Origin of the sequence: Friedmanniella luteola (assembly GCF_900105065.1) — a bacterium.
Taxonomy (GTDB): Bacteria; Actinomycetota; Actinomycetes; order Propionibacteriales; family Propionibacteriaceae; genus Microlunatus; species Microlunatus luteolus.
The window spans coordinates 1,039,933-1,066,160 of sequence record NZ_LT629749.1; the positions used below are offsets into that span (position 1 = coordinate 1,039,933).

32 protein-coding genes are annotated in these 26,228 nt (G+C 75.0%); 17 read left to right on the forward strand and 15 right to left on the reverse strand.

The window, feature by feature from the left end; translation table 11 throughout:
- The 4 genes from qcrA to BLT72_RS04930 form a co-directional block, all read right to left on the reverse strand.
- A complete protein-coding gene (qcrA, locus tag BLT72_RS04915; RefSeq protein ID WP_091416729.1) occupies positions 1-1,062 on the reverse strand; it encodes a cytochrome bc1 complex Rieske iron-sulfur subunit in 1,062 nt (353 codons plus the stop codon).
- Between the two features lie 32 nt (positions 1,063-1,094).
- Positions 1,095-1,910: a cytochrome bc1 complex diheme cytochrome c subunit gene (gene qcrC, locus BLT72_RS04920; protein WP_091410692.1), complete on the reverse strand. Its 816-nt coding sequence runs from the start codon at positions 1,908-1,910 to the stop codon at positions 1,095-1,097.
- Between the two features lie 99 nt (positions 1,911-2,009).
- Positions 2,010-2,720: an aa3-type cytochrome oxidase subunit III gene (gene ctaE, locus BLT72_RS04925; protein WP_483423482.1), complete on the reverse strand. Its 711-nt coding sequence runs from the start codon at positions 2,718-2,720 to the stop codon at positions 2,010-2,012.
- Positions 2,721-2,805: 85 nt separating this feature from the next.
- Positions 2,806-3,333: a hypothetical protein gene (locus BLT72_RS04930; protein ID WP_157720299.1), complete on the reverse strand. Its 528-nt coding sequence runs from the start codon at positions 3,331-3,333 to the stop codon at positions 2,806-2,808.
- A gap of 123 nt (positions 3,334-3,456) precedes the next feature.
- Here BLT72_RS04930 and BLT72_RS04935 point away from each other — a divergent pair, with 123 nt between their 5' ends.
- Together BLT72_RS04935 and trpD are read left to right on the forward strand one after the other, a co-directional pair.
- A complete protein-coding gene (locus BLT72_RS04935) occupies positions 3,457-3,879 on the forward strand; it encodes a response regulator (protein WP_091416735.1) in 423 nt (140 codons plus the stop codon).
- On the forward strand, positions 3,876-4,913 hold the full coding sequence (trpD, locus tag BLT72_RS04940; RefSeq protein WP_091410697.1) for an anthranilate phosphoribosyltransferase: 1,038 nt from the start codon (positions 3,876-3,878) through the stop codon (positions 4,911-4,913). Before BLT72_RS04935 ends, trpD begins: the two co-directional genes overlap by 4 nt.
- Here trpD and BLT72_RS22680 read toward each other — a convergent pair.
- Positions 4,906-5,778: a DUF2510 domain-containing protein gene (locus tag BLT72_RS22680; RefSeq protein WP_091410699.1), complete on the reverse strand. Its 873-nt coding sequence runs from the start codon at positions 5,776-5,778 to the stop codon at positions 4,906-4,908. The two genes, trpD and BLT72_RS22680, sit on opposite strands and share 8 nt — an antisense overlap.
- A gap of 84 nt (positions 5,779-5,862) precedes the next feature.
- On the opposite strand from BLT72_RS22680, the gene BLT72_RS04950 reads away from it, so the two are divergent.
- A complete protein-coding gene (locus tag BLT72_RS04950) occupies positions 5,863-6,279 on the forward strand; it encodes a hypothetical protein (protein ID WP_091410701.1) in 417 nt (138 codons plus the stop codon).
- 7 nt (positions 6,280-6,286) lie between these two features.
- Here BLT72_RS04950 and BLT72_RS04955 read toward each other — a convergent pair whose 3' ends face one another.
- From BLT72_RS04955 to BLT72_RS04965, 3 genes are all read right to left on the reverse strand, one after another.
- Complete coding sequence (locus BLT72_RS04955; protein ID WP_091410703.1) at positions 6,287-6,949, reverse strand: prepilin peptidase; 663 nt, start codon at positions 6,947-6,949, stop codon at positions 6,287-6,289.
- A gap of 52 nt (positions 6,950-7,001) precedes the next feature.
- Positions 7,002-7,475, reverse strand: a complete 474-nt coding sequence (locus BLT72_RS04960; RefSeq protein WP_157720300.1) for a hypothetical protein — start codon at positions 7,473-7,475, stop codon at positions 7,002-7,004.
- A 133-nt stretch (positions 7,476-7,608) separates the two neighbouring features.
- On the reverse strand, positions 7,609-8,766 hold the full coding sequence (locus tag BLT72_RS04965) for a sunset domain-containing protein (RefSeq protein ID WP_091410706.1): 1,158 nt from the start codon (positions 8,764-8,766) through the stop codon (positions 7,609-7,611).
- Positions 8,767-8,940: 174 nt separating this feature from the next.
- Here BLT72_RS04965 and BLT72_RS04970 point away from each other — a divergent pair, with 174 nt between their 5' ends.
- Positions 8,941-9,456, forward strand: coding sequence for a peptidylprolyl isomerase (locus BLT72_RS04970; RefSeq protein ID WP_091410708.1), 516 nt, complete (start codon positions 8,941-8,943; stop codon positions 9,454-9,456).
- Positions 9,453-10,301, forward strand: a complete 849-nt coding sequence (locus tag BLT72_RS04975) for a rhomboid family intramembrane serine protease (protein ID WP_091410709.1) — start codon at positions 9,453-9,455, stop codon at positions 10,299-10,301. The genes BLT72_RS04970 and BLT72_RS04975 overlap by 4 nt, the downstream gene beginning before the upstream one ends.
- A gap of 48 nt (positions 10,302-10,349) precedes the next feature.
- Here BLT72_RS04975 and BLT72_RS04980 read toward each other — a convergent pair whose 3' ends face one another.
- The 5 genes from BLT72_RS04980 to BLT72_RS05000 form a co-directional block, all read right to left on the reverse strand.
- Entirely contained in the window at positions 10,350-10,532 is a 183-nt protein-coding gene (locus tag BLT72_RS04980) for a hypothetical protein (RefSeq protein WP_091410711.1), read from the reverse strand.
- The gene (locus BLT72_RS04985) at positions 10,522-10,797 is read right to left on the reverse strand and encodes an Lrp/AsnC family transcriptional regulator (RefSeq protein ID WP_091410713.1); all 276 of its coding nucleotides are present in this window, start codon (positions 10,795-10,797) and stop codon (positions 10,522-10,524) included. Before BLT72_RS04985 ends, BLT72_RS04980 begins: the two co-directional genes overlap by 11 nt.
- Before the next feature lie 41 nt (positions 10,798-10,838).
- Positions 10,839-11,636 carry a maleylpyruvate isomerase family mycothiol-dependent enzyme gene (locus tag BLT72_RS04990; RefSeq protein ID WP_091410715.1) on the reverse strand — a complete coding sequence of 266 codons (798 nt, stop codon included), beginning with the start codon at positions 11,634-11,636 and terminating at the stop codon, positions 10,839-10,841.
- A gap of 5 nt (positions 11,637-11,641) precedes the next feature.
- A complete protein-coding gene (locus tag BLT72_RS04995) occupies positions 11,642-13,378 on the reverse strand; it encodes a DEDD exonuclease domain-containing protein (RefSeq protein ID WP_091410716.1) in 1,737 nt (578 codons plus the stop codon).
- 98 nt (positions 13,379-13,476) lie between these two features.
- Positions 13,477-14,298, reverse strand: a complete 822-nt coding sequence (locus BLT72_RS05000) for a methyltransferase domain-containing protein (protein WP_231930340.1) — start codon at positions 14,296-14,298, stop codon at positions 13,477-13,479.
- Positions 14,299-14,412: 114 nt separating this feature from the next.
- On the opposite strand from BLT72_RS05000, the gene BLT72_RS05005 reads away from it, so the two are divergent.
- The 6 genes from BLT72_RS05005 (at position 14,413) to BLT72_RS05030 (ending at position 20,076) form a co-directional block, all read left to right on the forward strand.
- Positions 14,413-14,652, forward strand: a complete 240-nt coding sequence (locus BLT72_RS05005) for a hypothetical protein (RefSeq protein WP_091410719.1) — start codon at positions 14,413-14,415, stop codon at positions 14,650-14,652.
- Between the two features lie 216 nt (positions 14,653-14,868).
- A complete protein-coding gene (locus BLT72_RS05010) occupies positions 14,869-16,017 on the forward strand; it encodes a C40 family peptidase (protein ID WP_091410720.1) in 1,149 nt (382 codons plus the stop codon).
- On the forward strand, positions 15,990-17,297 hold the full coding sequence (locus BLT72_RS05015; protein ID WP_091410721.1) for a hypothetical protein: 1,308 nt from the start codon (positions 15,990-15,992) through the stop codon (positions 17,295-17,297). The genes BLT72_RS05010 and BLT72_RS05015 overlap by 28 nt, the downstream gene beginning before the upstream one ends.
- A gap of 1 nt (position 17,298) precedes the next feature.
- A complete protein-coding gene (locus tag BLT72_RS05020) occupies positions 17,299-18,417 on the forward strand; it encodes a glycosyltransferase family 4 protein (RefSeq protein WP_091410722.1) in 1,119 nt (372 codons plus the stop codon).
- A gap of 124 nt (positions 18,418-18,541) precedes the next feature.
- Entirely contained in the window at positions 18,542-18,967 is a 426-nt protein-coding gene (locus BLT72_RS05025) for an SRPBCC family protein (protein WP_091410724.1), read from the forward strand.
- 53 nt (positions 18,968-19,020) lie between these two features.
- Positions 19,021-20,076, forward strand: a complete 1,056-nt coding sequence (locus BLT72_RS05030; protein WP_091410726.1) for an ROK family glucokinase — start codon at positions 19,021-19,023, stop codon at positions 20,074-20,076.
- Positions 20,077-20,295: 219 nt separating this feature from the next.
- On the opposite strand, the gene BLT72_RS05035 is transcribed toward BLT72_RS05030, so the two are convergent.
- Positions 20,296-20,790 (reverse strand): hypothetical protein, encoded by a 495-nt coding sequence (locus BLT72_RS05035; RefSeq protein ID WP_091410728.1) that lies wholly within the window; start codon positions 20,788-20,790, stop codon positions 20,296-20,298.
- Positions 20,787-21,638, reverse strand: a complete 852-nt coding sequence (locus BLT72_RS05040) for an alpha/beta hydrolase (protein ID WP_231930341.1) — start codon at positions 21,636-21,638, stop codon at positions 20,787-20,789. Before BLT72_RS05040 ends, BLT72_RS05035 begins: the two co-directional genes overlap by 4 nt.
- A 169-nt stretch (positions 21,639-21,807) precedes the next feature.
- Here BLT72_RS05040 and BLT72_RS05045 point away from each other — a divergent pair, with 169 nt between their 5' ends.
- The 6 genes from BLT72_RS05045 (at position 21,808) to BLT72_RS05070 (ending at position 26,149) form a co-directional block, all read left to right on the forward strand.
- On the forward strand, positions 21,808-22,587 hold the full coding sequence (locus BLT72_RS05045) for a lysophospholipid acyltransferase family protein (RefSeq protein ID WP_091410730.1): 780 nt from the start codon (positions 21,808-21,810) through the stop codon (positions 22,585-22,587).
- Positions 22,588-22,672: 85 nt separating this feature from the next.
- Positions 22,673-23,425, forward strand: coding sequence for a lysophospholipid acyltransferase family protein (locus tag BLT72_RS05050; RefSeq protein WP_197677318.1), 753 nt, complete (start codon positions 22,673-22,675; stop codon positions 23,423-23,425).
- Between the two features lie 48 nt (positions 23,426-23,473).
- A complete protein-coding gene (locus tag BLT72_RS05055) occupies positions 23,474-24,568 on the forward strand; it encodes a sigma-70 family RNA polymerase sigma factor (protein ID WP_091410732.1) in 1,095 nt (364 codons plus the stop codon).
- Positions 24,565-25,461 (forward strand): STAS domain-containing protein, encoded by an 897-nt coding sequence (locus BLT72_RS05060; RefSeq protein ID WP_091410734.1) that lies wholly within the window; start codon positions 24,565-24,567, stop codon positions 25,459-25,461. The genes BLT72_RS05055 and BLT72_RS05060 overlap by 4 nt, the downstream gene beginning before the upstream one ends.
- Positions 25,458-25,862: an STAS domain-containing protein gene (locus tag BLT72_RS05065; RefSeq protein WP_231930342.1), complete on the forward strand. Its 405-nt coding sequence runs from the start codon at positions 25,458-25,460 to the stop codon at positions 25,860-25,862. The genes BLT72_RS05060 and BLT72_RS05065 overlap by 4 nt, the downstream gene beginning before the upstream one ends.
- A complete protein-coding gene (locus tag BLT72_RS05070; RefSeq protein ID WP_091410735.1) occupies positions 25,859-26,149 on the forward strand; it encodes a phosphatase RsbU N-terminal domain-containing protein in 291 nt (96 codons plus the stop codon). The genes BLT72_RS05065 and BLT72_RS05070 overlap by 4 nt, the downstream gene beginning before the upstream one ends.
- Positions 26,150-26,228 lie beyond the last annotated feature (79 nt).

Sequence of the window (26,228 nt, forward strand, 5' to 3'; positions counted from 1 at the left end):
TCATTCTCCTTTGAAGTCCCCGCGGGAGTCGCGCTCGAAGTAGCTCGGGCCGACCGGCACGGTGAATCCTTGACGCGCGACGAGGAAGCCCTCGGCGTCGGTGGTGATGGGTAGCTGCGGCAGCGCGCGCGCCGCCGGGCCGAAGACCACGAGGCCGGAGTCACCGAGGTCGAAGGTCGACTGGTGGCAGGGGCACAGGAGGTGGTGGGTCTGCTGCTCCCACAGGCTGATGGGGCAGCCCACGTGCGTGCAGATCTTGGAGTAGCAGAGGATGCCCCCGACTTGCCAGTCGCGGCGCTCCTCGGGGATCTTGATGTCGTTCGGGTCCATCCGGACGATGATGATCGAGGCCTTGGCCTTCTCCTGCAGGTACTCGGTCCCGTGGAACTCCTGCAGGTTCTCCGGCTGGGCGTTCACGAGCTGGCCGATCACCATCTCGCTGGCCTTGATCGGCTCGTAGGTGACGTCGTGGACGAGGCGGATGCCTTCCTTCCAGATCGTCGACTCGATCGTCGCCGCCCGGACCCGCTTCGTCGGGTAGGGGCCGAGGTCGGCGAAGCTGACGATCAGGGGCAGGCCGAGGGCGGCGAGCGCGCCCCCGAGGCTGTAGCCGAGGATCTTGCGCCGGCGGATGCCGGACTCGTTCGTCCCGGCGTCCAGCTCGCGCAGGACGTACTCGACGTCCTCCTGGGTGGAGGCCGCACCGTGCCGGTGGTCGACCATCTCGTGGTCGTCCATCAGCTGGCGGCCCCACTGGACCGCACCGACGCCGATCAGCATCAGGGCGAGCCCGGCGGTGACGCCGAGGCCGATGTTCTTCGCGTTCTGCCCCAGGAAGACGGCGTCGCGCGGGACCGCGAAGTAGATGACCACGAAGAGGACCGCCAGCACCGGCACGAGGCCGAACATGGTGGCCACCTGGCGGGTGGCGCGGTCGGCGGCGCGGTCGTCGACGTCGCTCAGCCGGGGCAGGTGCTCCGGCAGACCGGGGTCGGGGACGGGGTAGCGCTCGACGTCGCGAGCGGTCTCCAGCTCGGCACGCTGCTGCGCCTCCACGTCCACCTCGTGCCCGCTGTCGCGGGGGACCAGGTCACTCACTTCGCCTTCGCTCCCTTCGCGGCGATCCAGACGGCGATCGCCGAGAGTCCGCCGATGCCGATGATCCAGCCCCACAGGCCTTCGCTGACCGGGCCGAGCCCGCCCAGCTCCAGGCCGCCCTGGCTGGGCTCCTCGTGCAGGGTGTTGAGGTAGGCGATGATCTCGCGCTTGTCCTCGGGCTTCAGCACGCCGTCGGAGAAGACCGGCATCTGCTGCGGGCCGGTGATCAGCGCCTCGTAGATGTGCTGGTTGCTGACGCCGTACAGCGACGGGGCGTACTTGCCACCCGGCAGTGCGCCGCCGGCGCCCTCGAAGTTGTGGCAGGCCGAGCAGTTGGTGCGGAAGAGCTCACCCCCGCGGGCGATCTCCTCCTCGCTCAGGCCGGCCGGGTCGTACTGGGACGGGTCGGGGATCTCCGGGCCAGGACCCATCGTCGCGACGAAGGCGGCCAGGGCGGCGACCTCTTCCGGGGTGTACCGGTTGGGCTTGACCGGGGCCTGGGCCTCGGGCCGCGCCATCGGCATCCGGCCGGTGCCGACCTGGAACTCGACCGCGGCGGCGCCGACGCCGGCCAGCGGCGGGCCCTGGATCTCCCCGCTGGCCTGGCCCTCGCCGTTCAGGCCGTGGCAGGAGGAGCAGCCGACGGCGAAGAGGGCCCGGCCCTCCTCGACCTGCTGGCTGGTGCCGGTGTCGGCCGACGACTGGCCGGCCGGCGCGAGCACCGTGTAGAAGGCGCCCATGACGAAGAGCCCCAGCACCAGCAGCAGCGCCTTGGCTGCCGGGTGCCGTCGTCGGGAGGACAGGAATCGCACGTGAGGGTCCCTCTCAGGGTGATCGCTCTTGCTGTGGGGCTGACAGGTATTCGGTTGTGGGGGGTGCGGCGGATGCGGCGCGGAGTCCGCGGGATCCGGTCAGCGCAGCAGGTAGATCACGCCGAAGAGAGCGATCCAGACGACGTCGACGAAGTGCCAGTAGTAGGACACTACAACGGCGCTGACGGCCTGCTCGTGGGTGAAGGTGCGGGCCAGGTAGGTGCGTCCGAGGAGCAGCACGAAGGCGATCAGACCGCCCGTCACGTGCAGGCCGTGGAAGCCGGTCGCGAGGTAGAAGACGGACCCGTAGACGTCGGAGGACAGCGTCAGGCCCTCCGAGATCAGCCCGGCGTACTCGTACACCTGGCCGCCGATGAAGAAGGCGCCCATGACGAACGTGAGGATGTACCACTCGCGCAGCCCCCACCGGCCGAGGGCGAGCGGGCCGCCGCCGCGGGAGACCTGGCCGCGCTCGGCGGCGAAGACGCCCATCTGGCAGGTGAAGGAGCTGGCCACCAGCACCGTCGTGTTGACGACCGCGAAGGGCACGTTCAACAGCTCGGTCTGCTGGGCCCACAGGCTCTCGAAGCCGCCGCCCGCCGCCTGGGAGTTCGTCACGTTGCGGATCGTGAAGTACGCCGCGAACAGGGCCGCGAAGAACATCAGCTCGGAGGCGAGCCAGACGATGGTGCCGACGGCCACCATGTCCGGGCGGCCGGGCCGACCCCGCAGACGGGACTGGGGGATCGCGTGCAGGGCGCCCTCCGGCTTGGTCATCGAGCCGGAGACGGCGTGCGTGTGAGTGGCCACGCGCACATTATTGCCTCACGACCCGAAGCCGTCACCCTGGGCGCGCCCCGGGAGGGGCTGAGCCGCGGCCGTGCGGCCGGTGCGCTCAGATGCCGCCGTAGGTGTCCAGGCGGGCGTGGGCCCGGAAGGTGGAGACGAGGATCACCACGCCGGCCAGGGTCAGCGGCACCCAGCCCACCCCGAGACCGGCGACGACGCCCGCCGAGCGCAGCATCGCGAGGCCGGCCCAGAGCGGGACGAACCCCAGCGCCAGGACCCAGCCGGCCAGGTGCAGCGGCCACCAGAAGAACTTGTTGATCTCGTCGACGACGAGCGCCCAGCAGAGCAGCACCGCGAGCACGGCGCCGATCTGGTGCATGGACGCCCCGAGGTTGAACACGTTGAGCGCCAGGGGCAGGCGCGCGGGGTCGGCGGCGGGCAGCCACTGCGGGTCGACGCCGCGGACCAGCGTCGCCGCCGGGAAGAGCGTCAGCCGCGCGTCGACCACCTGCACGGTGAAGTCGAGGTACTGCATCCGCAGGTACGGCAGCAGGGCTCCGAGCCCGACCAGGACGACGGAGACGGCCGCGGGGACGACGCGTCCACGGGTCAGGGTCACTCCTCGCAGCTGCACCCGACCAGTATCGCGGGCCGTCCCGGCGGCGCCGTGCAACCCGGCGGTGCGCACGGTGGTCGGGGGGTGCCGGGGCGCTAGGCTCGTGCCCGCCGTCCGAGGAGAGTGGAGACGATCGACGCCATGAGCAGCACCCCGCAGCCGTCCGCCGAGGTGGCCACCGTCCTGCTCTACGCCTCCGACCGGCTGACGCGCGAGAACATCCGGCTGGCGCTGGGCCGCAAGGTCGCCCGGGACCTGCCCGTGCAGGTGCTCGAGGTCGCCACCCAGGCCGCCGTCATCACCGCGCTGGACGCCGGCGGCGTCGACCTCGCCATCCTGGACGGCGAGGCCGTCCCCGGGGGGATGGGGCTGTGCCGCCAGCTCAAGGACGAGATCTTCCGCTGCCCGCCCGTGCTGGTGCTCACCGGCCGCCGCGACGACGCCTGGCTGGCCACCTGGTCCCGGGCCGACGGCGTGCTGGAGCACCCCGTGGACCCGGTGCGGCTGCCCGAGGTGGTCGCCGGCCTGCTGCGCAGCGCCGCCGCGACCTCGCCCAGCCGGTGACCAGCTGGCCCGTGCTGCTCGGGGCCCTGGTGCAGGGCCAGGACCAGAGCCGCGACGCGACCGCCTGGGCGATGGAGCAGATCCTGGGCGGCGCGGCGACGCCCGGGCAGATCGCCGCCTTCGTCGTCGCCCTGCGGGCCAAGGGGGAGACGGTCGAGGAGATCGCCGGGCTCGCGGACACCATGCTCGACTTCGCCACCTCGATCGAGCTCGGCGGCCCGGCCGTCGACGTCGTCGGCTCGGGGGGCGACCGCTCGAACACCGTCAACATCTCCTCGATGGCCGCGCTGGTCGCGGCCGGCGCGGGCGCCCGCGTGGTCAAGCACGGGAACCGGGCCGCCTCCTCGGCCTGCGGCTCCGCCGACGTGCTCGAGGCGCTGGGCGTGGTGCTCGACCTGCCGCCGGAGGCCCAGCAGGGCGTGGCCGACGCCGCCGGGATCGCGTTCCTCTTCGCCCCGCACTACCACCCGGCGCTGCGGCACGCCGGACCGGTGCGCCGCGAGCTGGGGATCCCCACGACCTTCAACTACCTCGGGCCGCTGACCAACCCGGCGCAGCCCGGCGCCCAGGCCGTCGGTGTCGCCGACGAGCGGATGGCCGCCCTGGTCGCCGGCGTCTTCGCCGCACGCGGCCACCAGGGGCTGGTCGTGCACGGCGGCGACGGCCTCGACGAGCTGACCACGACGACCAGCTCGCGGGTCTGGGTGCACGTCGGGGGTGCGGTCACCGAGACCGCGCTGGACCCGCTGGACCTCGGCCTCGCCCGCGCGGACGCCGACGACCTCACCGGGGGCGACCCCGCCCACAACGCGCAGGTGGTCCACGACGTGCTCGCCGGCCGGCCGGGACCCGTGCACGACGTCGTGGTGCTGAACGCGGCCGCGACCCTGGTGGCCTTCCACGGGCCCGACCCGGCGCGGCTGACCGAGCAGCTCGGCGAGCAGCTGGTCGCCGCCGAGGAGGCGATCGCCTCCGGCCGCGCCGCCGAGACGCTGGCCCGCTGGGTCGACGTGACCCGCAGCGCCGTCAGCTGACGGCGAGCGACGCCAGCGCGTCCGCGGCCTGCCGCGCCAGCCCGGGGTCGGCGTCGTCCGGCACCGAGGTGGCGGCGAGCACGACCGACCCGTCCTCCAGGCCGACCAGCACCACCGCGACGTCGTCGTAGCGGCTGGGCAGGTCCGGCAGCCGGTAGTGCACCCGGGCGGTGACCAGCACGCCGGCGTGGTTGTCCACCGCGTGGTCGGCCACCTCGACGCCGGTGACCTGCACCGGGGCGGAGCGGAACAGCAGCCGGTCCAGCTGGGCGGTGACCGCCCGGCCGCGGGCGGCGAGGTCGCCGCCCGCGCCGACGTCGGGGTGCAGCCGGCCGAGCAGCACCGCAGCGGCCCACGACGTCGCGCCGTGGGAGCGGGTGTGCACCGGCGCCCAGGCGAGGAAGCAGGCGTCGAGCAGCTGGGGGATGCTCATCGGGTCGGGCCGGGTCCGGTAGGGGGCGTCGGGCAGGGTCATCGAGACCGGGCCGACGGTGGCCACCCGGCTGGACTGGTCGAGGCGGCCGACCGCGGCGCTGCTGGCCGGAGCGGCCGCCGGGGTGGCGGCGCCGGGGGAGCGCGCACCCCGCTGGACCCCCGAGCGGTCGCCCCAGATCGCCAGCCCGAGGCCGACGGTGGCGCTGAGGAACAGGGCCAGGCAGACCAGCAGGGCGACGACGGTGCGGAAGGGGGACGGGCGGCGACGGGTGACGTCGTCCTCGGGCCGGGCGGGGGAGTGCAGCCGCGGGGTGGGGGCGCGAGGGGACTCGCTGATCGCCGCGGTCCAGTCGGCGCCGTCCCACCACCGGTAGAGGTCGGGGGTGCCGGCGGGGTCGGGATACCAGCCGGGCCGCGGGGCAGCGCTCACCGGGTGAGCCTAGTCGGGTGGGCCACCCCCGGCTCCTGGCCGCGGGCGGGCGTGCCGCTGGGAGCGCCGCGACATACTGCACGGGTGATCTCGCGCGACCTGGCCGCCGCCCTGGCCCCCCTGCTCCCCTGGACGCCGCACAACGGCGACCAGTTCTACATCCCGCGCGAGGAGATCGCCGAGTCGGTGTTCACCGTCAGCGACATGGTGGTGGAGCGGGTGACCCTGCAGGGCGAGACCCGCTTCCACTTCAACGGCACCGTGGAGTGGGCGTTGGACTCCGTCGAGGCCGACCTGGTGGTCTGGCTGCCGCGGGAGGAGCAGCTCCGCGAGCTGGTGGGGACCTGGTTCCTCTCGCTCGACGCGACGCCCGAGGGCTTCGTCGTCACGGTCAGCGGGCCCGGGCGCGCCCACCACACCGACCCCGAGCCCGAGGCCGCGGACGCCTACGGCCGGGCGCTGCTCTACGTGCTCACGGCCGCCGCGCCGGCGACGGCCTGACCGCGGCTCAGCCGGTCCAGCGGGTCAGCACCGCGAGGTAGGCCCCGAGGAGCATCGACGGGGCGTAGGCGAAACCGCCCCGGCGCCGCCGGACCAGCTGGACGAGGCCGACGACCCCGCCGACCAGCGTCCCGGTGAGCAGGGCCAGCAGCAGCAGCCGCCAGCCGTGCGCCGCCGCCGCGGCGCCCAGCAGCGGGGCGTAGCGGACGTCGCCGAAGCCGAACCCGCCCCGGGACGCGGTCCAGACGAGCAGGTAGAGCGCACCCGCCACCGCCGCCCCGACCGCACTGCGGACCAGCTGCGCCCAGCCGCCGCCGAGCGCGGCCCCGGTCAGCGCGGCCACCGCCATCGCGGCCCAGGTGAGCTGCACCAGGCGCAGCGGCAGCCAGGTGGTCGCCAGGTCGACGCCGGCCAGCAGCACCCCGCCGACGGCCAGCACCGTCCACAGCGGCTGCACCGTGGCAGGCAGGGCCGTCCAGGCGACGGCGGCCGCCGACGCCGAGCCGAGCCCCACGGCCAGCAGGAAGCGGGGCGTCGGCAGCTCGGCGTAGCCCGGCGGGTCCTCCGCCGTCGGCTCCGGCAGCCGGCGCAGCAGTGGTCCGGCCACCGCCGCCGTGACCAGTCCGGTGACCAGCACGGCCAGCGGCACGAGCAGCTGCGCCGGGGTCACCCGCCGATCCTACGGATCCGGGGCGGGGGACGGCCCGCTCCCGGACCCGCCCTCATGCCGCCACCCCGAGCGGCACCGGGGGCGCCTCGACGGCGCCGGGGCGGGTCCGGGAGGCGGTCAGCAGCCGCAGCGCCACGAGCGCGCTGCACCAGGCGGTGCCGGGGTGGGCCAGCTCGTCGAGCGACGACGCTGCCACCCCGAGCTCCACGGCCAGCGCCGGCGGACCGCCGCCGCGACCGGCGAGCATCCGCCGCAGCCGCAGCCGGGACTCCGCGGCCGGCACCTGGCGGGTGCGCAGGTCCCGCACGTCGGTGGCCCCGACCCGGATCAGGGCCCGGGCGTGGGCCGGGCTGATCCGGCGCACCGGCCGACCGTTCCGGCCGCGGACCAGCGACGTCGCCATCCGCGGGGGCACGCCGGCCAGCACCGCGACCTCGGTCGCGTCCAGCCCGCCGACGTCCATCAGGTGCCGCAGGTGGGCCCGGAACGGTCCGGCCTCCACCCAGGGCGCTGCTGCAGCCACCATCTCGTCCTCCTGGTCGTGGGTCCTCACCCAGGAGGGCCCGCGGAGGGGCGGCGTTGTTAACGGCCCGGTCGGCGCCGGAACCGACGGAGGGCCGGTCCCCTGACGGGGACCGGCCCTCCGGTGGTGCTGCTGCTCAGCCCTGGGCGCGCGTGAAACCGGCCCGCTCGGCCGCGTCCTCGCTGTCGAACCAGACCTCGGCCTTGGTCTGGTCGTAGCCGCCGCCGTCCGGAACGTGGTACTTCATCGAGTTCTCGTTGCCCTTGATGACGAAGCCCTCGGGCGGCTCGGTGCCGGTGTAGGACCCCTCGCCGTAGGTCGAGGAGCTCGGCTTGAGGACCGTCACCGGGGTGATCTCCTCCTCGACGACCGTGCTCGTCTCGACCGTGCTCGTCTCGACCGCGCCGGTCTCGACGGTGTCGTCCGCCGTGGCGACCGGCTCGTCGGACGGGGTGGTGGTGGTCGGCGTGGTCGCGGCGTGGGTGGCCGGCGCGGGCGTCGACGGGCGGGCCGCCTGCCAGCCGGAGTCCTGGCCGCCGCCCAGCAGCTTGCGGACGACGACGACGGCGACACCCGCGAGGGCGGCGACGACGGCGATCCGCTTCACCCAGCTGCCGCCCTTCTTCTCCTCCGGCAGCGCGAGCTCGCCCCGGGCCGCGGCGACGGTGGCCCGGCCCCGCTTGACGACCTCGACCGCCAGCGGGGAGGCGGCGGCCGCGCTGAGCGCGGTGCCCGCCCGGGGCAGCAGCTCGTCGGACACGCGGTCGCGAGCCGTCTCGAGGGCGGGCCCGACCTTGCTCACGGCGTCCTGCGCCACGGCGGCACCGCCGGCGACCACGGGGGCGATGCGGAGCGAGGCGGCCTCGGTCAGCGGGGCCACCCGGTCGGCGGCGGCCTGGGCGTACGGGGCGACGGCGCCGACGGCCTGGCCGGCCAGCGGCGCGGCCTTCTCGTAGGCCTGGTGGGCCAGCGGTCCGGCCGCGGCGGCCAGCGGCACGGCCCGCTCGTAGGCCTGGTGGGCCAGCGGCACGGCGGCCGCCGCCACGCCGGCGGCGAGCGGGACGGCTCGGCCGTAGACCTGGTGGGCGAGCGGGAGGGCGGCTCCGGCGGCGGCCGCGGCTCCGGTGGCCAGCGGGCCGGCCTTGGCGGCCACGCCCTGGTAGAGCGGGGCGATCCGCTCCGCGGCTGAGTGCGCCAGCGGGACGAACCTCTCCGTCGTCGTGGTGGTCGTGACGGTCTCGGTGACGGGCGGGACCTTGCTCCGAGCGGCGTCGACGCGGTTTTTGCGCTTCACGTTTCCTCCGTTGTCTGCACGGGCGACTTCCGGTTCGCCGTGACGGCCACCGTACCGCCGGGAGGTCCGGGTTGGTCGGGGTGGGGCGGGGGCGTCGGGGCGGCCACGGTTGGCGGCGTCTGGGAGGATGGCCGGCGGAAACGACCAGGAACGACGACACAGGAAGGTGCCGACGTGGCACAGACCGCCATCCTCCACACCAACCGCGGCGACATCACGATCAACCTCTTCGCCGACCACGCCCCGAAGACCGTCGCCAACTTCGTGGGCCTCGCGACCGGGACCCAGGAGTACACGGACCCGCGCACCGGTGCCTCCACCACCGGCAAGTTCTACGACGGCGTGATCTTCCACCGGATCATCGACGGCTTCATGATCCAGGGCGGCGACCCGCTCGGCACCGGCACCGGTGGCCCGGGCTACACCTTCGCCGACGAGTTCCACCCCGAGCTGGCCTTCACCAAGCCCTACCTGCTGGCCATGGCCAACGCCGGTCCCGGCACCAACGGCTCCCAGTTCTTCATCACCCTCGGCCCAACGCCGCACCTGAACCGCCGGCACACCATCTTCGGCGAGGTGGCCGACCAGGCCAGCCGCGACGTCGTCGACGCGATCGGCAACGTCCGCACCGGGCGCAACGACCGCCCCGTCGACGACGTCGTGATCCAGTCGGTCGACATCGCCGGGTGAGCGCCAACCCCACCGGGCCCGACTTCACTGCGCCCGGCTTCCTCGGCTGCTACCGGCATCCGGAGCGGATGACGGGCATCAGCTGCCAGCGCTGCGGCAAGCCGATCTGCGGCGAGTGCATGGAGCCGGCCTCGGTGGGGTTCCAGTGCCCGTCGTGCGTCCACCGTGGCCGGGCCGGCACCCGCCCGGCGCGGACGCGGTTCGGCGCCACGGTGCGGCCGGACAGCGGCGTGGTCACCAAGGCCCTGATGGTCGTCCTCGCCGGGGTCTGGCTGCTCGACTTCGTCACCGGCGGGCTGGCCACCCGCCTCCTCTTCATGGACAACGCGGCGGTGGCCGCCGGCCAGGTGTGGCGGCTGCTGACCGCGTCGCTCAGCTCCGGCAGCTTCCTCGGGGTGCTGATGAACCTCGTGGTGCTCTGGCTCGCGGGCCGGGCCCTCGAGTCCGAGCTGGGCCGCTGGCGCTTCCTCGCCCTCTACCTGACGGCGGGGCTGGGCGGCACCACCCTCTTCTTCGTCTTCGGCCCGCCCTTCGGCGGGGCGCTGGCCGCCTCCGCCGCGGTCGTCGGGCTGCTGGCCGCGAACGCCATCGGCAAGCGCAAGGCGGGGGAGGACGTCCGCGGCGACGTGGGCCTGCTGCTCCTGCTCGTGCTGTACGCGCTGCTCGTCGGCTTCAGCGGCTACGGCTGGCTCACCCTGGTCGGCGGCATCCTCGTCGGCGCGCTGAGCGGCTGGGTGCTGGCCCATGCACCGCGCCGCCGCCGCTCGTTGCTGCAGGTGACCGGACTGCTCGGCGTCGTCGCGCTCTGCGCGGTGGCCGTGGCCCTGCGGGTCAGCCTGTTCTGACGGCGCGGCCGGTCGGTCCCGCTCGCGGCGGCCGACCGGGTGGGCCGGTCAGGCCTGGCTGAGCGACGGGATGCTCACCGGCTCGAGCCCGGGGGAGCGCAGCGTCAGCCAGCCGGCCACCAGGGTGGCCAGCAGCACCAGCAGCAGCGTCGCCACCAGCCCCGTCAGGGCCCGGTCGGACAGCCGGGGCCGGCGCGACGCCGGCGCGGAGGGCGGGTGCTCAGCCGCCAAGGGAGAACGCCGCCTCGAGGTCGTGCGCGGAGTAGGCCCGGAAGGCGATGTGGGTCTCGGTGCTCAGCACCCCGGGCACCTTGTTCAGGCTGTCGGCCACGACGTCGGCCACCTGGTCGTGCTGCGCGACCCGGATCAGCGCGATCAGGTCGATCGCCCCCGTCACCGAGTACACCTCGCTGACCCCGCTGAGGGCGGCGATGGCCTCGGCCACCTCCGGGATCCGGGCGACCTCGGCCTTGACGAACACGATGGCGGTGACCATGCCGCTCATCCTAGGGGCCGGCCCCGGCGCGACCCCTGCCGTCAGCTGATGCCCGACTCGACGACCTCGCGCAGGCCCGCCAGCACCGGGACGTCGCCGGCCAGCTCGACGTCGCCGAGCGGCGGCCGGCCCCACAGCCAGCAGTCCAGGTCGCCGGCCGCCGCCGCGACCGTGGCCGCCGTCGGCAGGCCGTGGTCCTCCGGCGCGATGAACAGCGTCGGTCCGCTGCCGGGCACGCCCTCCTGGACCGCGCCCGTGTAGCGGGCGAGCGTGACCAGCCAGCGGTCGTCGGTGTCGGTGCTGTGCAGCCGCACCGTCGCGACCGCGTCGACCTCGAGCTCGGCTCCCTCGGGCGCCCCGCCGAACATCACCCGCAGGGCCTCGTCGACGCCGTCCGCGGCGAGCGCCGGGTCGAGCGGGGTCCGGTCACCGGCGGTGCACTCGGCGTCGACCCGGTGCACGAGCGCCTCGTGCGCCTGCCGGCGGAGCACGAAGCCCGCGCTCTGGTCGTCGGCCCAGGTCCAGACGGGGGTGGTGGGCGGCGTGCGCCGCAGGGTCCGGGCCAGCGCGTCGGTGCTGCGCCGGGACAGCGCCAGCAGGGCCGCCCGGTCGTCCGGACGGAGGACCTCCGGGCCCCGCAGCGTCTCCGGGTCGGTGCAGCGCTGCTCGACCACCCGGCCCCAGAACGACTGGACCTCGGTCAGGTGCCAGAGCAGGTCGTCGGCGTCCCAGCCGGGGCAGGTGGGGACCGGGGTCGCCGGGTCGACGGCGGCCAGCAGGGCACGGAACCGGGCCGTCTCGGCGGTGATGTGGCGCAGGTGGTCGAGCGCGACGGACATGCGGCTCACCCTAGTGCGGCGGCGGCCGCGGGCCGGGGCGTGGCCCGGGCACCGAGGGCGTGCTCGACGAGGGTGTCGTGGTCGACCACCGCGTGCAGCGGCCACATCCAGTCCCCGGTCACCTCCATCAGCCGGACCCCGGGCCGCTCCAGCCAGTCGGCGATCCGCTCGGTCTCCTCGATGGTGGCCGCGGGCAGCGGGTCGGGCGCCGGCCGGACGGTCTCGGCGGTCGCCTGCAGCGCGCGGGCCACCGCCTGCGGCACGTCGTGCGGCCGGGCCACCCCGGCCGCGGCGAGCCGGCCGTGGCGGACCACGTGGATCTCCCAGTCCGGGCCCTCCCGCCGGGCCGCGACGATCTCGCTGCAGGACGCGAGAGCCCGGACGCGGTGGTAGCGGGCGCCGGTGCGGGTCAGGGTCTCCAGCCGCCGCCGGATGGTGGCCGCCTCCTCGAAGCGCTGCTGGTCGACCAGCCGGACGAGCCGGTGCGAGACCCCGGCGACGGCGGGCCGGGCGTCGCGGGACAGCACGGCCCGCACCTGCTCCACCACGCCGGCGTAGTCGTCCCGGGTGATGCTGCCGTCGCAGGGGGCGCAGCAGCGGCCCATCCCGGCGAGGGCGCAGGCCGTCCCGGTGCCCGCCAGGCTGAGCCGCGGCGTGCACTGGCGCAGCGGGAAGCTGTCGTAGACCGCCATCACGACGTCGTCCGCCGCCTGCCGGCGGGAGAACGGTCCGAAGTAGGTGGCGCCGTCGTCCTTGACCGCGCGGACGACCGAGAGCCGGGGGAACGGCTCGTCGGTCACCTTCAGCCACTGGACCCGCTCGGGGTACTTGGAGCGCCGGTTGTAGCGCGGCGCGTGGGCGGCGATCAGCCGCAGCTCCACCACCTCGGCCTGCAGCGGCGTGGCGCACGGCACCGGCTCCACCCCGGTCGCCACCCGCACCATCTCCTCCATCCGCGGCCGCTTCTCGGCGGCGGTGAAGTAGGTGCGCACCCGGGTCCGGATGTTCTTGGACTTGCCCACGTAGAGGACCTGGCGCTCGCCGCCGTGCTCGGCGACGAACAGGTACACCCCGGGCTCATCCGGCAGGTCGGCCGCCCAGGTCCGCTTGGCGCGCCGCTGCGGCGACACCTTGCGGCTGAACTCCTGCAGGTCCTCCAGGGTGTGCACCCCGAGGTTGCCCACCCGCTCCATCAGCCCGTGCAGCACGTCCACGGTCGCCCGGGCGTCGGTGAGCGCGCGGTGGTCGGGCGTGACGGCCGCCCGGAAGTGGGCGGCGAGGGTCCCCAGCTTGCAGTTGCGGACCTCGTCGCGGAGCAGGATCTGCCGGGCCAGGGTCGCGGTGTCCACGACCGACCAGCGCGGCGCGGGGTAGTCCAGCGCGGCGCAGGCGCGGCGCAGGAAGCCGGTGTCGAACGGGGCGTTGTGGGCCACGAGCACGCAGCCCTCGGCGAAGGTCAGGAACGCGGGCAGCACCTCGTCCAGCGCCGGCGCCCCGGCCACCATCGCGTTGGTGATCCCGGTGAGCACGGCGATCAGCGGCGGGATGTGGGCCTGCGGGTTGACCAGCGTCTGGAACTCACCCAGCACCTCACCGCCGCGCACCTTGACGGCCCCGACCTCGGTGATCCGGTCGGTCTCGCCACTGCCCGTGGTCTCCAGGTCGACGACGCAGAAGACGACGTCGGCCAGCGGGGTGCCGAGGTCCTCGAAGGAGGCCTGCAGGGGGGATCCGGGTGCCACGCCGGGAACCCTAGGGACGCCCGCTGACAGTTCCGGTCGCCCGCCGGGGCCGGTCAGCAGCGGGAATCGGGGGACGCGGGGCAGGACAGCCGGCCGGTTCAGGGGCGGGCCAGCACCTCGCCGTGCAGCACGGCGAACCACGCGTCCTCCCGCCGCCCCCACGCCCGCCAGGCCGCCGCCAGCCCGGCGAGCCCGGCCGGGTCGGTGAGGCCGAGATCGACCCCCTGCCGGCCGAACGCCGACTCCGTCAGCCGCTCCGCCCAGGTGCCGGTCCACCAGCCCAGGTCCTCGGGGTCGGCGAAGCACCACACCGAGGCCGACGCGACGACGTCCGTCAGCCCGGCGGCGCGGGCCCAGCCCACGAGCCGCCGGCCCGCGTCGGGCTCGCCCCCGTTGGCGCGGGCGACGGACCGGTAGAGCTCGAGCCACCGGCTCAGGCCCGCGTCGTCGGGGTACCAGGTCATCGCGGCGTAGTCGGCGTCGCGGACCGCCACCAGCCCGTCGGGGGCGCAGGCGTCCGCCATCGCCCGCAGGGCACCGACCGGGTCGGCCAGGTGCTGCAGCACCTGGTGCGCGTGCACGACGTCGAAGCCCGAGCCGGCCGACGCCAGGTCGTAGGCGCTGCCCTGGACGGCGGTCAGGTTGGTGAGCCCCCGCTCGGCCGCCAGGGCGGCCGTGGCGTCGACGGCGGCCACGGCGCCGTCCAGCCCCACGACCTCGCCCGGGGCGAGCAGGGCGGCGAGGTCGGCGGTGATGGTGCCGGCCCCGGAGCCGACGTCCAGCAGCCGCAGCCCGGGCCGAAGGTGCGGGAGCAGGAAGCCGGCCGAGTTCTCCCCCGTCCGCCAGCGGTGCGAGCGCAGGACGGAGGCGTGGTGGCCGTGGGAGTAGGTCTCGGCGTCGGGGGCCCGGGGAGCATCCACCCCGAAAGTGTCAGACCCGTCCCGCACAGTTCTCGACGCGGGGGTGGACATGAGCCCCCACGACGGACCGGCGACCGCCGCCCGTCGCGGGGACCCGAGGTGGAGGAGGACGAGATGGACGTGCTGCATGTGGACTGTGCCAGCTGTGTGGCCCGGGGGCCGGCGGCCTGCGGCGACTGCGTGATCAGCGTGCTGCTGGGGTCGCCGCCCCAGGGCGTCGACCTGGACGACGACGAGCAGGCGGCGCTGTCCGCGCTCGCCGACCAGGGACTGGTGCCGCCGCTGCGGCTCGTGCCGGGTGCGCGGCGTGGACGGGCCAGCCAGAGCCCGCTCAGCTGGCAGGACTACGCATGACCGGGGCCCCGGCTTGCCTGTGATCTGATCGTGACCTAAGGTGACTCCGACTCCGGGAGAGTCGCTGGTCCGGCGGAAGCCGACCCGGCTCGTGTGCGGTGTCGTACACTTGAAGCTCTGACTGGTGGCTCGCCGAGCCGCCCGACCCAGAGCTGGGACCCGGACGACCCACCCGGACCGCTGGGTGGTCACGACTGCTGCAAGGGGAGAGCTCGCTTGACGTCACACCGCCGCGAGGCCGACCACGACCTCCGCGCCGTCCGGGCCACCCGGACCGTGCGGAAGTCGGTCATCGGTCTGTCCACGCTGGCGCTGACGGTCGCGACCTTCCTCCCCGGTGCCTCCACCGCGTCGGCCGCGCCGACGGCGGTGACGATCGCCGAGGCGAAGGCGCAGATCGAGCAGCTCGAGGTCGAGTCCGCCGCCATCGACCAGGAGTGGGTGGGCGTCAAGGAGCAGCTGGACGCGGGCCGCGCCAAGCTGGCCCGCAAGCAGGCTGACGTGCGGACGCAGACGGCGAAGGTCGCCCGCGTGAAGCGGCAGGTCGGTCAGGTCGCGCTGGCGCAGTTCCAGAACCGCAACGTGGACACGGCGGCACAGATCTTCTTCAACTCCGACTCCGACAACTTCATGAGCCAGATCTCCACCGTCGAGAAGGTCAGCGAGAACCAGAACACGGTGCTCCAGGACTTCCAGGAGCAGCAGGCGGCCCTGGCCGAGCTGCAGCACTCCAGCGAGACCGACCTCGCCACCCTCACCGAGCAGGAGAAGAAGCTCGCGGAGCTGCGGGCCGACTCCGACGCGAAGGTCGCCGAGTCCAAGAAGGTGCTGGCCCGGCTGACGGCCGCCGAGCGTGCGGCCATCGCCGCGGCCGAGAAGAAGGCGGCCGAGGAGGCCAAGAAGAAGGCCGAGGCCGCCGCCGCGAGCTCCTCCTCGACCACCACGACGGGCAGCACGAGCGGGTCGACCACGACCACTCCCGACACCACCTCCGGGACCAGCGCGGTCAGCGGCAGCAGCCGCGGCGCGAAGGCGGTCTCGTTCGCGAAGGCCCAGCTCGGCAAGCCCTACCGGTTCGGGGCGACGGGTCCGGCCGCCTACGACTGCTCCGGCCTCACCGGGGCGGCCTGGAAGGCCGCCGGGGTCACCCTGCCGCGCACCTCGCAGAGCCAGATCGGCGCCGGCCGGTCCGTCAGCCGCAGCGAGCTGCAGCCCGGCGACCTCGTCTTCTACTACAGCGGCATCAGCCACGTCGCCCTCTACGTGGGCAACGGCCAGATCATCCACGCCCCGAACTCCCGCAGCAGCGTCAAGTACGCCGACGTCGACTCGATGCCGTGGGCCGGGGCGCGCCGCCCGGGCTGACCGTCCCCCGCACCACCCGCTGGTCGCGTGCCCTGGGCGCGCTGGCCGTCGCCGCGGCGCTGCTGACCGCCTGCAGCAGTCCCACGCCCCCTGCTCCCAGGCCGACGCCTGCCGCCACCGTCCCGGCCGCCGACCCAGCCGCGCAGTCCGTCGTCGACACGCTGGTGCAGGCCGGCCGGACCGGCGACCGGGCTGCGTTCGACGCCGCCACCAGCACCGTCGACCCCACCTTCGCCGACCGGGCACGCCTGCTCTACGGGAACCTCGTCGGGCTGCCGTGGGCGGTCCTCGACGTGCGGCTCCGCGCCGACCGTGAACCCGTGCGCGGCCGGCTGCGCGAGCTCCTCGGGCCCGACGCCTGGCAGCAGCCGGCCACCGTCCGGTGGCGGCTGGTGGGGGAGACGGCGACGGCGGAGCACACCGTCTGGCTCACCTTCGACCTCGACGGCGACCGGCCGCAGCTGGCCGGCACCACCCCGCCGGAGGACCCCGACGACCCCGACGGCGCCGTCCGCCCCCAACCGGTCTGGTGGACGGGTCCCGTGTCCGCCGCGAGCCGGGACGGCGTCACGGTGCTCGCCGGTCCCGGCCAGTCCGCTGACGCCTGGCTGGACCGGGCGGTCGCTGCGGCCGCCGTGGTGCGGGAGCGGGTGAGGGCCGGGGACGCCGCCCGCTGGGGCGGGGGGCTCGTCGTCGAGGTGCCGGCGAGCCGCACCGCCTTCGAGGCCGAGCTCGGTGCCGATCCCGGCAGCTACACGGGCATCGCCGCCGTGACGCTCGGCGAGGGGTCCGGCGCGGGGTCGGCGCTCCGCGTCGTCGTCAACCCCGACGTCACCCGGGTCCTCGCCCCGCTGGGGGTCGCGGTCGTGCTGACCCACGAGACGGTGCACGTCGCCACCCGCTCGCCCGACTCCCCGGCGCCCACCTGGCTCGTCGAGGGGCTGGCCGACGAGGTCGCGCTGGCCGCGAACCCCGCGGCGGCCGACGGCGTGGCCGAGCCCCTGCTGGCGCGGGTCCGGGCCGACGGCGCCCCGGAGGCGCTGCCCGGCGACGAGGCGTTCCTCGCCGGTGCGGACGACCTCGCCGTCAGCTACGCCGCGGCCTGGACGGCCTGCCGCTACGTCGCCGAGACCTGGTCGGAGGAGGACCTGCAGCGGCTCTACACCGCCGTCGACGGCGGCCAGCGGCTCGACGCGGCCCTGCAGGCCACGCTCGGCACGGACGAGGCCCGGTTCACCGCCGGCTGGCGGGCGGCGCTGGCCCGGCAGGCGCGGTCCTGACGTGGGCCGCACCCTCGTCGTCACCAACGACTTCCCGCCGCGGATCGGCGGCATCGAGTCCTTCGTCGCCGACCTGTGCCACCTGCTCGACGACGACGTCGTGGTGCTCGCCTCCGGCCCGCCGGGCGCCGCCGCGACCGACACGGCGCGCGGGTACCCGGTGCTGCGGCGGGGCGGGCTGCTGCTGCCGACCCCTGCCGTGGCCCGGGACGCGGCCCGGCTGCTGCGGAGCACGGGGGCGGACCGAGTGCTCTTCGGGGCGGCGGCGCCGCTGGGCCTGCTGGCCCCGGCGCTGCGTCGGGCCGGGGCCCGGCACGTCGTCGGGCTGACCCACGGGCACGAGGTGTGGTGGGCGCGGGTGCCGGCCGCCCGGGCAGTGCTCCGCCGCGTCGGCGACGGCTGCGACCACCTCACCACCATCTCCGACCACACCACGGCCGCCGTCGCCGCCGCGCTGTCCCCGGCCGCCCGCCGCCGGCTGCTGCGGCTGCCGCCCCCGGTCGACCTCGACCGGTTCACCCCGGCCCCCGACGACGCGCTCGGTGCGCGACCGGTGCGCTGCGTCGCCGTCGGCCGCTTCGTCCGGCAGAAGGGCTTCGACACCCTGCTCCGGGCCTGGCGCACGGTGCTCGACGGCTGGCCGGCCGCCGCGGCGGCCCCGGAGCTGGTCCTGGTCGGCGACGGGCCGGAGCGGGCGGCCCTGACCCGGCTGGCCGGTGCGCTGGGACTCGCGCCGACCGTGCGGATGACCGGTGCGCTGGACCGCGACGCGGTGCTGGCCGAGCTCCGGGCGGCACGGGTGTTCGCCCTGCCGGTGCGCAGCCGCTGGGGCGGGCTGTACGCGGAGGGGCTCGGGCTGGCCGCGGTGGAGGCGGCGGCCTGCGGGCTGCCCGTCGTCGTCGGCCGCTCCGGCGGGGCCCCCGAGACCGTCGTCGACGGCCGCACCGGCGCGGTGGTCGAGCCCGACGACCCGGCCGCCGTCGCGGGAGCGGTGCGGACCCTGCTCCTGGACCCCGCCCGGGCCGCCGCCCTGGGCGCGGCCGGACGTCGTCACGTCGCCGCCCGCTACGGTGCGGACGCCGCCCGCCGGACGCTCCGGGCCGCGCTCGAGCTCGGCTGAACCCGCCCCCCGGTCGGCGTCCGGGGCGGGGTCGGGAGCCGGTACCCTGAGCAGCGCACCGAGGTCCTCAGCACGAGCGGGGCCGCTCATCCCGGGCGGCCGACGACCCGGGGAGAGGCGGCACGTGCCCGACCAGACGAGCGGCTCCATCGCCATCGCGGCCCCGCCCGAGGCGGTGATGGCCGTCATCTCCGACGTGGAGCAGTACCCCGCCTGGGTGGACTCGATGAGCAGCGCTGAGGTCCTGACCTCCGCCAGCGGGCGGCCCGAGACGGTGCGCATGGTCCTCGACCACCCCGTCGTCCAGGACGACTACGTCCTGCGGTACCAGTGGGAGCCCGCGGTGGTCAGCTGGCGGCTCGTCGAGGGCGACCTGCTCAAGACCATGGACGGCTCCTACACCGTCGAGCCGGCGGGTGCGGGCACGAACGTGACCTACCGGCTGACCGTCGACGCGAACCTGCCGATGATCGGGATGTTCCGCCGCAAGGCCGAGAAGACGATCATCGACGGCGCCCTCCGGGGCCTCAAGCGCCGGGTGGAGGGCTGACCACCGCACCGGCGGGCGGGCTGCGACGCCCCACCGCCTGGCCGGTCCCGCCGGTGCTGAGCATCGGCATCGACATCGGCGGCACGAAGGTCGCCGCCGGCGTGGTCGACGAGCAGGGCGTCATCCTCGAGCGGCTGCAGGAGCCGACACCGTCGCACAGCCCCGTCGCGGTCGAGGACGCGATCGTCCGGCTCGTCCGGCAGCTGCGCTCGCGGCACCGGGTCGACGCGGTGGGCATCGGTGCCGCCGGCTGGGTCGACAACGAGCAGGCCGTCGTCCGGTTCTCCCCGCACCTCGCGTGGCGCTCCGAGCCGTTGAAGGCGCGGCTCGTCGAGCGGGTCGACCTGCCGCTGATCGTGGACAACGACGCCAACGCCGCCGCCTGGGCGGAGTACCGGTTCGGCGCGGGCCGCGGCTCCTCGGTGATGGTCTGCATCACCCTGGGCACCGGCATCGGCGGCGGCCTGGTGATCAACCGGCAGCTGTTCCGCGGCACCTACGGGATGGCGGGGGAGTGGGGCCACATGATCGCGGTGCCCGGCGGGCACTGGTGCGAGTGCGGCAACCGCGGCTGCTGGGAGCAGTACGCCTCGGGCAACTCCCTCGTCCGCGAGGCCCGGGCGCTGGCCCGGACCAACTCCCCGACCGCCTTCCGGCTGCTGGAGATGGTGGGCGGTGACCCGGACGAGATCACCGGCCCGGACGTCACCGCCGCCGCCATCGCCGGCGAGCCCAACTCCGTCGAGCTGCTGGCCGACGTCGGCACCTGGCTGGGGCGCGGCATCGCCAACCTCGCGGCGGCCCTGGACCCGGAGGTGGTCGTCATCGGCGGCGGCGTCAGCGCGGCGGGCGACCTGCTGCTGCTGCCCGCCCGGCAGGCCTTCAGCCGGACGCTGACCGGGCGCGGGTTCCGCGAGGAGGCCCGGCTGGAGCTCGCGCACTTCCGGAACGACGCCGGACTCATCGGCGCCGCCGACCTGGCCCGGCACGCCATGGTCGAGCCGCCCGACTCGGCCCGCTTCGGCTTCTGGCCCCGACGTCGCAAGCAGAAGGTCCGCCGCGTGCGGACCCGCCGCGAGCGCCGCGAGCGCTGGGCCACCCGGGCCTGACGGCTCCGCGGTCCGCTCGCCCCCTCTCCTGCGTCGAGGTGGGTCCCCCACTTCACACCCCTGGCGTGGTCCGCGCACCCTCTGCACGGGGTGTGAAGCCCACCGCAGGGGTGTGAAGTGGGGGACCGGGCTCGGCCCGGGACCCCGGCGCCGGCCGCGGACCGCCCGGGGGGTGCGCCGGCGGTCACCGGTCCCCGGTGGCGCCCGGGGGACGGGTGGCTAGAGGACCGCGCCGTCGCCGGAGCCGGGGGGGCGGTGGCGGGGGAGCCGGGCGACCAGCACCGCGAAGCCGCCCAGGAAGCCGAGGACGGCGACCCAGCCGACCCAGGACGGGAAGCGGGCGCCGAAGGCGGCGGCCAGCACCACCAGGGCGGCCCAGCCGATGCCCAGCCAGCCGAGCAGCGCGGGCAGGGCCGGCGGGTCCAGCGGGGGGAGCGGCTCGGGCACGTACGGCTCGGGCTCCTCCTCGGCCGGCTCGCCCGGGGGGCGGCGCTCGTCCTCGGCCGGGAACTGGAACAGCGGCAGCTGCTCCCAGCGGCGGCCCGCGTCGTCGACGGCGGGGGTCTCGGCCGGTGGTTCCGTCGTGGTCGCTGCCGCCGCGGCGTCGCCGGCTGCCACGTCGGAGGCCCGCTCGGCGGTGAGGTGGTAGCCGGCCATCATCTCGGCGAAGGCGCGGTCGAAGGCGGCGCGGTCGTCCTCGCTCGGCCTGGTCATGCTCGGTCCCCCACGTGTCGGCGGAAGAAGTCCGCGGAGCCGCGGAAGATGTCGTCCGCGTCGTAGTCCAGCGTGGCTACATGGTAGCTGCGTTCCAGGGTGACGACCTCCAGGTCGGGGGTGCGCACACCCGCCCGGATGAGGGCCAGCGACGACGGGTCGACGACGTGGTCCTGCCGAGACCAGTACACCTGGGTCGGCGAGGTCACCCGGTCCAGGCCGGCCCGCACGTCGGCCCACAGCTCGGTCTGCGAGTGCAGCGCCCGCAGCGGGTTGCGGGTGTAGCCGAACTCGCCCTCGCCCGGCTTGGCGATGTCGCCGGCGATGCCCCGCAGCGACGGCACCACGCTGAGCAGCCGGGAGAACCGGATGCGGGGGTCGGTGATGTTGATGCACGGGTTGACCAGGGCCAGGGCGGCCACCGCGTCGCCGTGCTGCTCGGCCAGCCGCAGCGCCAGCGCCCCGCCCATCGACAGGCCGGCTACGCCGACCCGCTCGCACTGCCGGGTCAGGTCGACGAACGCCCGGTCGACCGCGGCGTACCAGTCGGTCCACTGCGTCCGGTTCAGCTCCTGCCAGCTGGTGCCGTGCCCCGGGAGCCGGGGCAGCACGACCCGGAAGCCCGCCGCCTCCAGGTGCTCGGCCCAGGGGCGCATCGAGTGGGGTGTGCCCGTGAAGCCGTGGCAGAGCAGGACCCCGTACGGGCCGGAGCCGCCGGCGTACGGCTGAGCCTGCGGCACGACCGGGGCCGACGTCGGGGCCGGTCCCGCGGGCCGGCCGTACCCGGTCAGCCGGCCCAGCAGGCCGCGGACCGCGGAGGACGGCGCTGACGTCGACGCGGGGCTCACCGGGGCATGGTGCCACGGACTCCTGCGGCAGCGCGACGGTTCGGCGCGGGTCGGCGCTCGCCGGGCAGGTCGGCCGCGGCGGTCGCGGCACACTAGGCTGCCCACGTCTCCTCGACCGGCGGAGGGCCTCTCCACCGGGCCACGGAGCGTTGAGGTCGCGGAGGTCGGGTTGCTCTACTGGGTGCTGAAGTGGTTCCTCTTCCTCCCCGTGATCAAGGTGGCGTTCCGGCCCTGGATCGAGGGGAAGGAGAACATCCCGTCGTCGGGACCGGCGATCCTGGTGGCGAACCACGTCTCCGCGGGCGACACCTACCTGATCCCGGCGCTGATCCCGCGCCGGCTGGCCTTCCCCGCCAAGGCGGAGGCCTTCGCCGGCACCGGCGTGCGCGGACGGGTGCTGAAGTGGTTCCTCGAGGGCGTCGGCATGCTGCCGATGGACCGCTCGGGCGGCCGGGCCAGCGCCAGCAGCATGACGAGCGTGCTCGACGTGCTGGAGCGCGGCGAGCTGCTCGGCATCTTCCCCGAGGGCACCCGCTCGCCCGACGGCCGGCTGCACAAGGGCAAGACCGGCGTCGCCCGGCTGGTCCTGCAGGCCCGGGTCCCGGTGCTCCCGGTCGGTGTCGTCGACACCCAGTTCGTCAAGCTGCCGTTGCTCGGCATCCCGGTGATGCGCCGTCCCGGGGTCCGGATCGGCCGGCCGATGGACTTCGACCGCTACGCCGGGGCGGGCAACGACCGCGACGTCCTGCGGTGGGTGACCGACGAGATCATGGCGGCGGTGCAGGAGCTGTCGGGCCAGACCTACGTCGACGCCTACGCCGCCTCGGTCAAGAGCGCCGCCGCGGAGGGCCGCGTCTTCCCCACCACGGTGCTGGAGCGCCCGGGAGCCGGCCGTCCGGTGCCGCCCGTGCCCGCGCCGGTGCCCCGACCGGCCGAGGTCACCCCGTGAGCGGGACCCCGTGAGCCGGGCCGGCGACGCCGAGGACCCCGCACCGAGCGACGTGGTCTCGGTCTCGGCCGACGGCCGGGTCACCCTGGAGCGGGGCCGGGGCGGCGGGGGGCGCGGCATCTACTGGGTGCTGAAGAACGTCCTCCTCGGCCCCGCCATCGACAAGATCTTCCGGCCGGTCGTCGAGGGCCGGGACCACGTGCCCGCCACCGGACCGGCCATCCTGGCCAGCAACCACCTGTCCTTCGCGGACTGGCTGTTCATGCCGCTGGTCCTCGACCGGCGGGTGACCTTCGTCGCCAAGTCCGACTACTTCACCGGCGTGGGGGTCAAGGGCTGGGCGCAGCGCCGGTTCTTCGCCGGCACCGGCCAGGTGCCGATCGACCGCACGGGCGGGCGGGCCAGCGAGGGCGCCCTGCGGGCCGGGCTCAAGGTGCTGGAGCGCGGCGAGCTGTTCGGCATCTACCCCGAGGGCACCCGCAGCCACGACGGCCGGCTGTACAAGGGCCGCACCGGCGTCGCCCGGATGGCCCTGCTGGCCAAGGTGCCGGTGGTGCCGACCGCGGTGATCGGCACCGACGTCATCGCCCCGCCCGGCAAGATCATCACCAAGATCGTCAGCCCCACCGTCCGGTTCGGCGCGCCCCTGGACTTCTCCCGCTACGAGGGCCTGGAGAGCGACCGCTTCATCCTGCGCTCGATCACCGACGAGATCATGTACGCGATCATGGAGCTGTCCGGGCAGGAGTACGTCGACCTCTACGCGCCCGCCGCCAAGGAGGCCGCCGCCAAGGAGGCGGCCGCCGCCGAGCGGGACGAGATCTCACCGCAGGCCTGAGCCGGTGCGACCTGCCCCGACCACGGGCGGTGGCCGTAGTCTTCGGCCATGGGGGCCACCGAGGCGCTGGCAGCGCCGCCCGACCCGGACGGGGCGGGTGAGGAGTCCGGCGTCGCCGAGCTCCTCCCGCTGGTCCGGCGCATCGTGCACGCCCGGGTCGCGGACCGGGCCGCGGCCGAGGACCTGGTCCAGGAGACCCTCGTCAAGGTCCTCGCCGCCTCCCACCGGGTCGAGCCCGGCATGCTCGAGCCCTACGCCATCGTCACCGCCCGCAACGTCGTCGCGTCGATGTGGAAGGAACGGGACCGGCACCGGCGCAACGTCCACCGGGTGGTGGACCTCGTGCCGGTGGAGGCACCCGACGCCGACCTGCTCCGCGAGGAGGAGCGCGGCGCCGTCGCCGCCGCCCTGGACCGGCTGAGCGAGCGCGAGCGGCGGACGCTGCTGGCCCACGAGGTGGCCGGCCAGGACACCCGCTCGCTGGGCACCGAGCTGGGGCTGTCCGCCGGGGCCGTCGCCGCCCAGCTCAACCGCAGCCGCGCCCGGCTGCGCGTGGAGTACCTGCTGGCGCTGCAGGACGAGGAGCCGCCCACCGGCCGCTGCCGCCCCGTGCTGTTCGCGCTCTCGCTGGGGGACCGGCGCCGGCAGCGCGAGCTCGACGCCGCCCGGCACCTGCTGGAGTGCGACTTCTGCGCCGACCTGAGCCAGCCGCTGCTGGAGCGCTCCCCGGAGACCGACACCGTGGTCACCGTGCGGATCGAGGGCGACCCCGACATCGTGGCCGCCCGCCGGGTGGCGCGCGAGCTGGCGGGGCGGATCGGCTTCTCCCGGACCGACCTGACGCTGGTGGCGACCGCGGTCTCCGAGATCGCCCGCAACATCGTGCGCTTCGCCGGTCGCGGCGAGGTGGTCGTGGAGCTCCTCGAGCAGCCGCGGCCGGGGATCCGGGTGGTCGCGCGCGACGCGGGTCCGGGGATCGCGGACGTCGAGCGCGCGCTGGCCGACGGCTACAGCACCTACCACGGGCTCGGCCTGGGGCTGCCCGGCGCCCGACGGCTGATGGACGAGTTCGCGGTCGTCTCGGAGGTCGACCGCGGCACGACGGTGACCATGACCAAGTGGCAGAGGGAAGGGACGGCATGAGCGAGGGCGACGGCGGGACGACGGAGTTCGCACGGGTCCACCACGAGGACGAGGACGTGGAGCAGCTGCTGCCGCAGCTGGTCGCGCACCTGCGCGAGCACCGCAGCCGGCTCCGCGAGGAGTGGGCCGGCCGGATCCAGGACTCGCACCTGCTGCGGTCGATGACGCCGCAGGAGGTGGGCGCCGAGACCACCTCGGTCTACGACAACTACGTCGAGGTGCTCGAGACCGGCAGCGTGGAGGCCCTCCAGCACTACGCGCGCGACCTGTCCGAGCGGATCATCCCCCGCGGCGTCGAGACCCACGAGGTGGTCGGCATCGTCCTGCTGCTGCGCGACGTGCTGGCCCGCTCGCTGTTCGAGAAGTACCAGCGCGACTTCGACCTGCTCAACCGGGTGCTCGACGCCTACGAGCCCGCCGCCAACCGGATCGCCAACACGGTGGCGGTCAGCTTCGTCGACGAGCGCGAGCGGGTCATCCGCCAGCAGCAGGACTCCATCCGGGAGCTGTCGACGCCGGTGCTGCCCGTGCGGGAGCGGCTGCTGATCCTGCCGATCATCGGCGTGCTCGACACCGAGCGCGCCCGCCAGCTCACCGAGCAGCTGCTGCGCGGCATCCGCACCCACCGGGCGAAGGTCGTGGTCATCGACATCACCGGCGCCCCGGACGTCGACGAGGCGGTGGCCAACCACCTGGTCCGCACCGTCGACGCCTCCCGGCTGATGGGCGCGAGCGTCATCATCACCGGGCTGTCCCCGGAGATCGCGCAGACGCTGGTCACCATCGGGGTCGACCTGAGCAAGATGAACACCATCGGCGACCTGCAGGGTGGTCTGGAGGAGGCCGAGCGGCTGCTCGGCTTCACGGTCATCCGCGAGGACGGCTCACCGTGACCGACGACGGCCCGGCGCTGGTCTCGATCCTGCGGCAGGGGTCGCAGCTGATCGCGTCCATCCACACGGCCCTGGACGACACCCAGATGCTGCGGTTCCAGCAGGACCTCGTCCACCAGATCGGTGAGCACCGGGCGCGCGGGGTCGTCATCGACGTCGCGGCCCTCGACGTGCTGGACTCGTTCGGGTCGCGGACGCTGCGCGACATCGCGGAGATGGCCCGGCTGCGGGGTGCGGCGACCGTGATCGTCGGGATCCAGCCCGAGGTGGCCTTCGCCATGGTGTCCCTGGGCATGGACACGGGCAGCGTGCACACCGCGCTCGATCTCGAGGAGGGCCTGGCCTACCTCGGCGGGCAGCCGGCGACCGCCGCCCGCGCCCGCTCGGCCCAGCGGCGATGAGCAGCCTCGCGGACCTCCGCCGCGACTACCGCGCCGCCTTCCTGCGCTACCTGCCCCGCCGGGCCGAGGCGCCGCTGCGGGCGGGTTACGAGATCGGCCGCGCCGCCGTCGTCGACGGCCTGAGCATCCTCGACCTCGCCCAGGTGCACCACGAGGTGCTGCTCGAGGTGATCACGACCGTCCGCCGCGACGAGCTGGGCGACGTCGCGGCCGCCGCCTCGGAGTTCTTCGTCGAGGTGCTGGCCACCTACGAGATGGCCCAGCGCAGCCTGCCGCCCCGTCGCTGACCGGGCCGCGGCCGCCCGCGCCCGCGGACGGACGCCTCCACCCCCGCGTCATGACGCGGCCCGGCCGGGCCCGCCCCGG

Excerpts from the sequence above, each read along its gene's own strand:
- BLT72_RS05005 (WP_091410719.1), top strand. The coding sequence starts at position 14,413 with ATGGACGTGCTGCATGTGGACTGTGCCAGCTGTGTGGCCCGGGGGCCG.
- BLT72_RS05055 (WP_091410732.1), top strand. The coding sequence starts at position 23,474 with ATGGGGGCCACCGAGGCGCTGGCAGCGCCGCCCGACCCGGACGGGGCG.
- BLT72_RS05035 (WP_091410728.1), bottom strand. The coding sequence starts at position 20,790 with ATGACCAGGCCGAGCGAGGACGACCGCGCCGCCTTCGACCGCGCCTTC.
- BLT72_RS05070 (WP_091410735.1), top strand. The coding sequence starts at position 25,859 with ATGAGCAGCCTCGCGGACCTCCGCCGCGACTACCGCGCCGCCTTCCTG.
- BLT72_RS04990 (WP_091410715.1), bottom strand. The coding sequence starts at position 11,636 with ATGTCCGTCGCGCTCGACCACCTGCGCCACATCACCGCCGAGACGGCC.
- BLT72_RS05060 (WP_091410734.1), top strand. The coding sequence starts at position 24,565 with ATGAGCGAGGGCGACGGCGGGACGACGGAGTTCGCACGGGTCCACCAC.
- BLT72_RS04960 (WP_157720300.1), bottom strand. The coding sequence starts at position 7,475 with ATGGTGGCTGCAGCAGCGCCCTGGGTGGAGGCCGGACCGTTCCGGGCC.
- BLT72_RS04935 (WP_091416735.1), top strand. The coding sequence starts at position 3,457 with ATGAGCAGCACCCCGCAGCCGTCCGCCGAGGTGGCCACCGTCCTGCTC.
- BLT72_RS04985 (WP_091410713.1), bottom strand. The coding sequence starts at position 10,797 with ATGGTCACCGCCATCGTGTTCGTCAAGGCCGAGGTCGCCCGGATCCCG.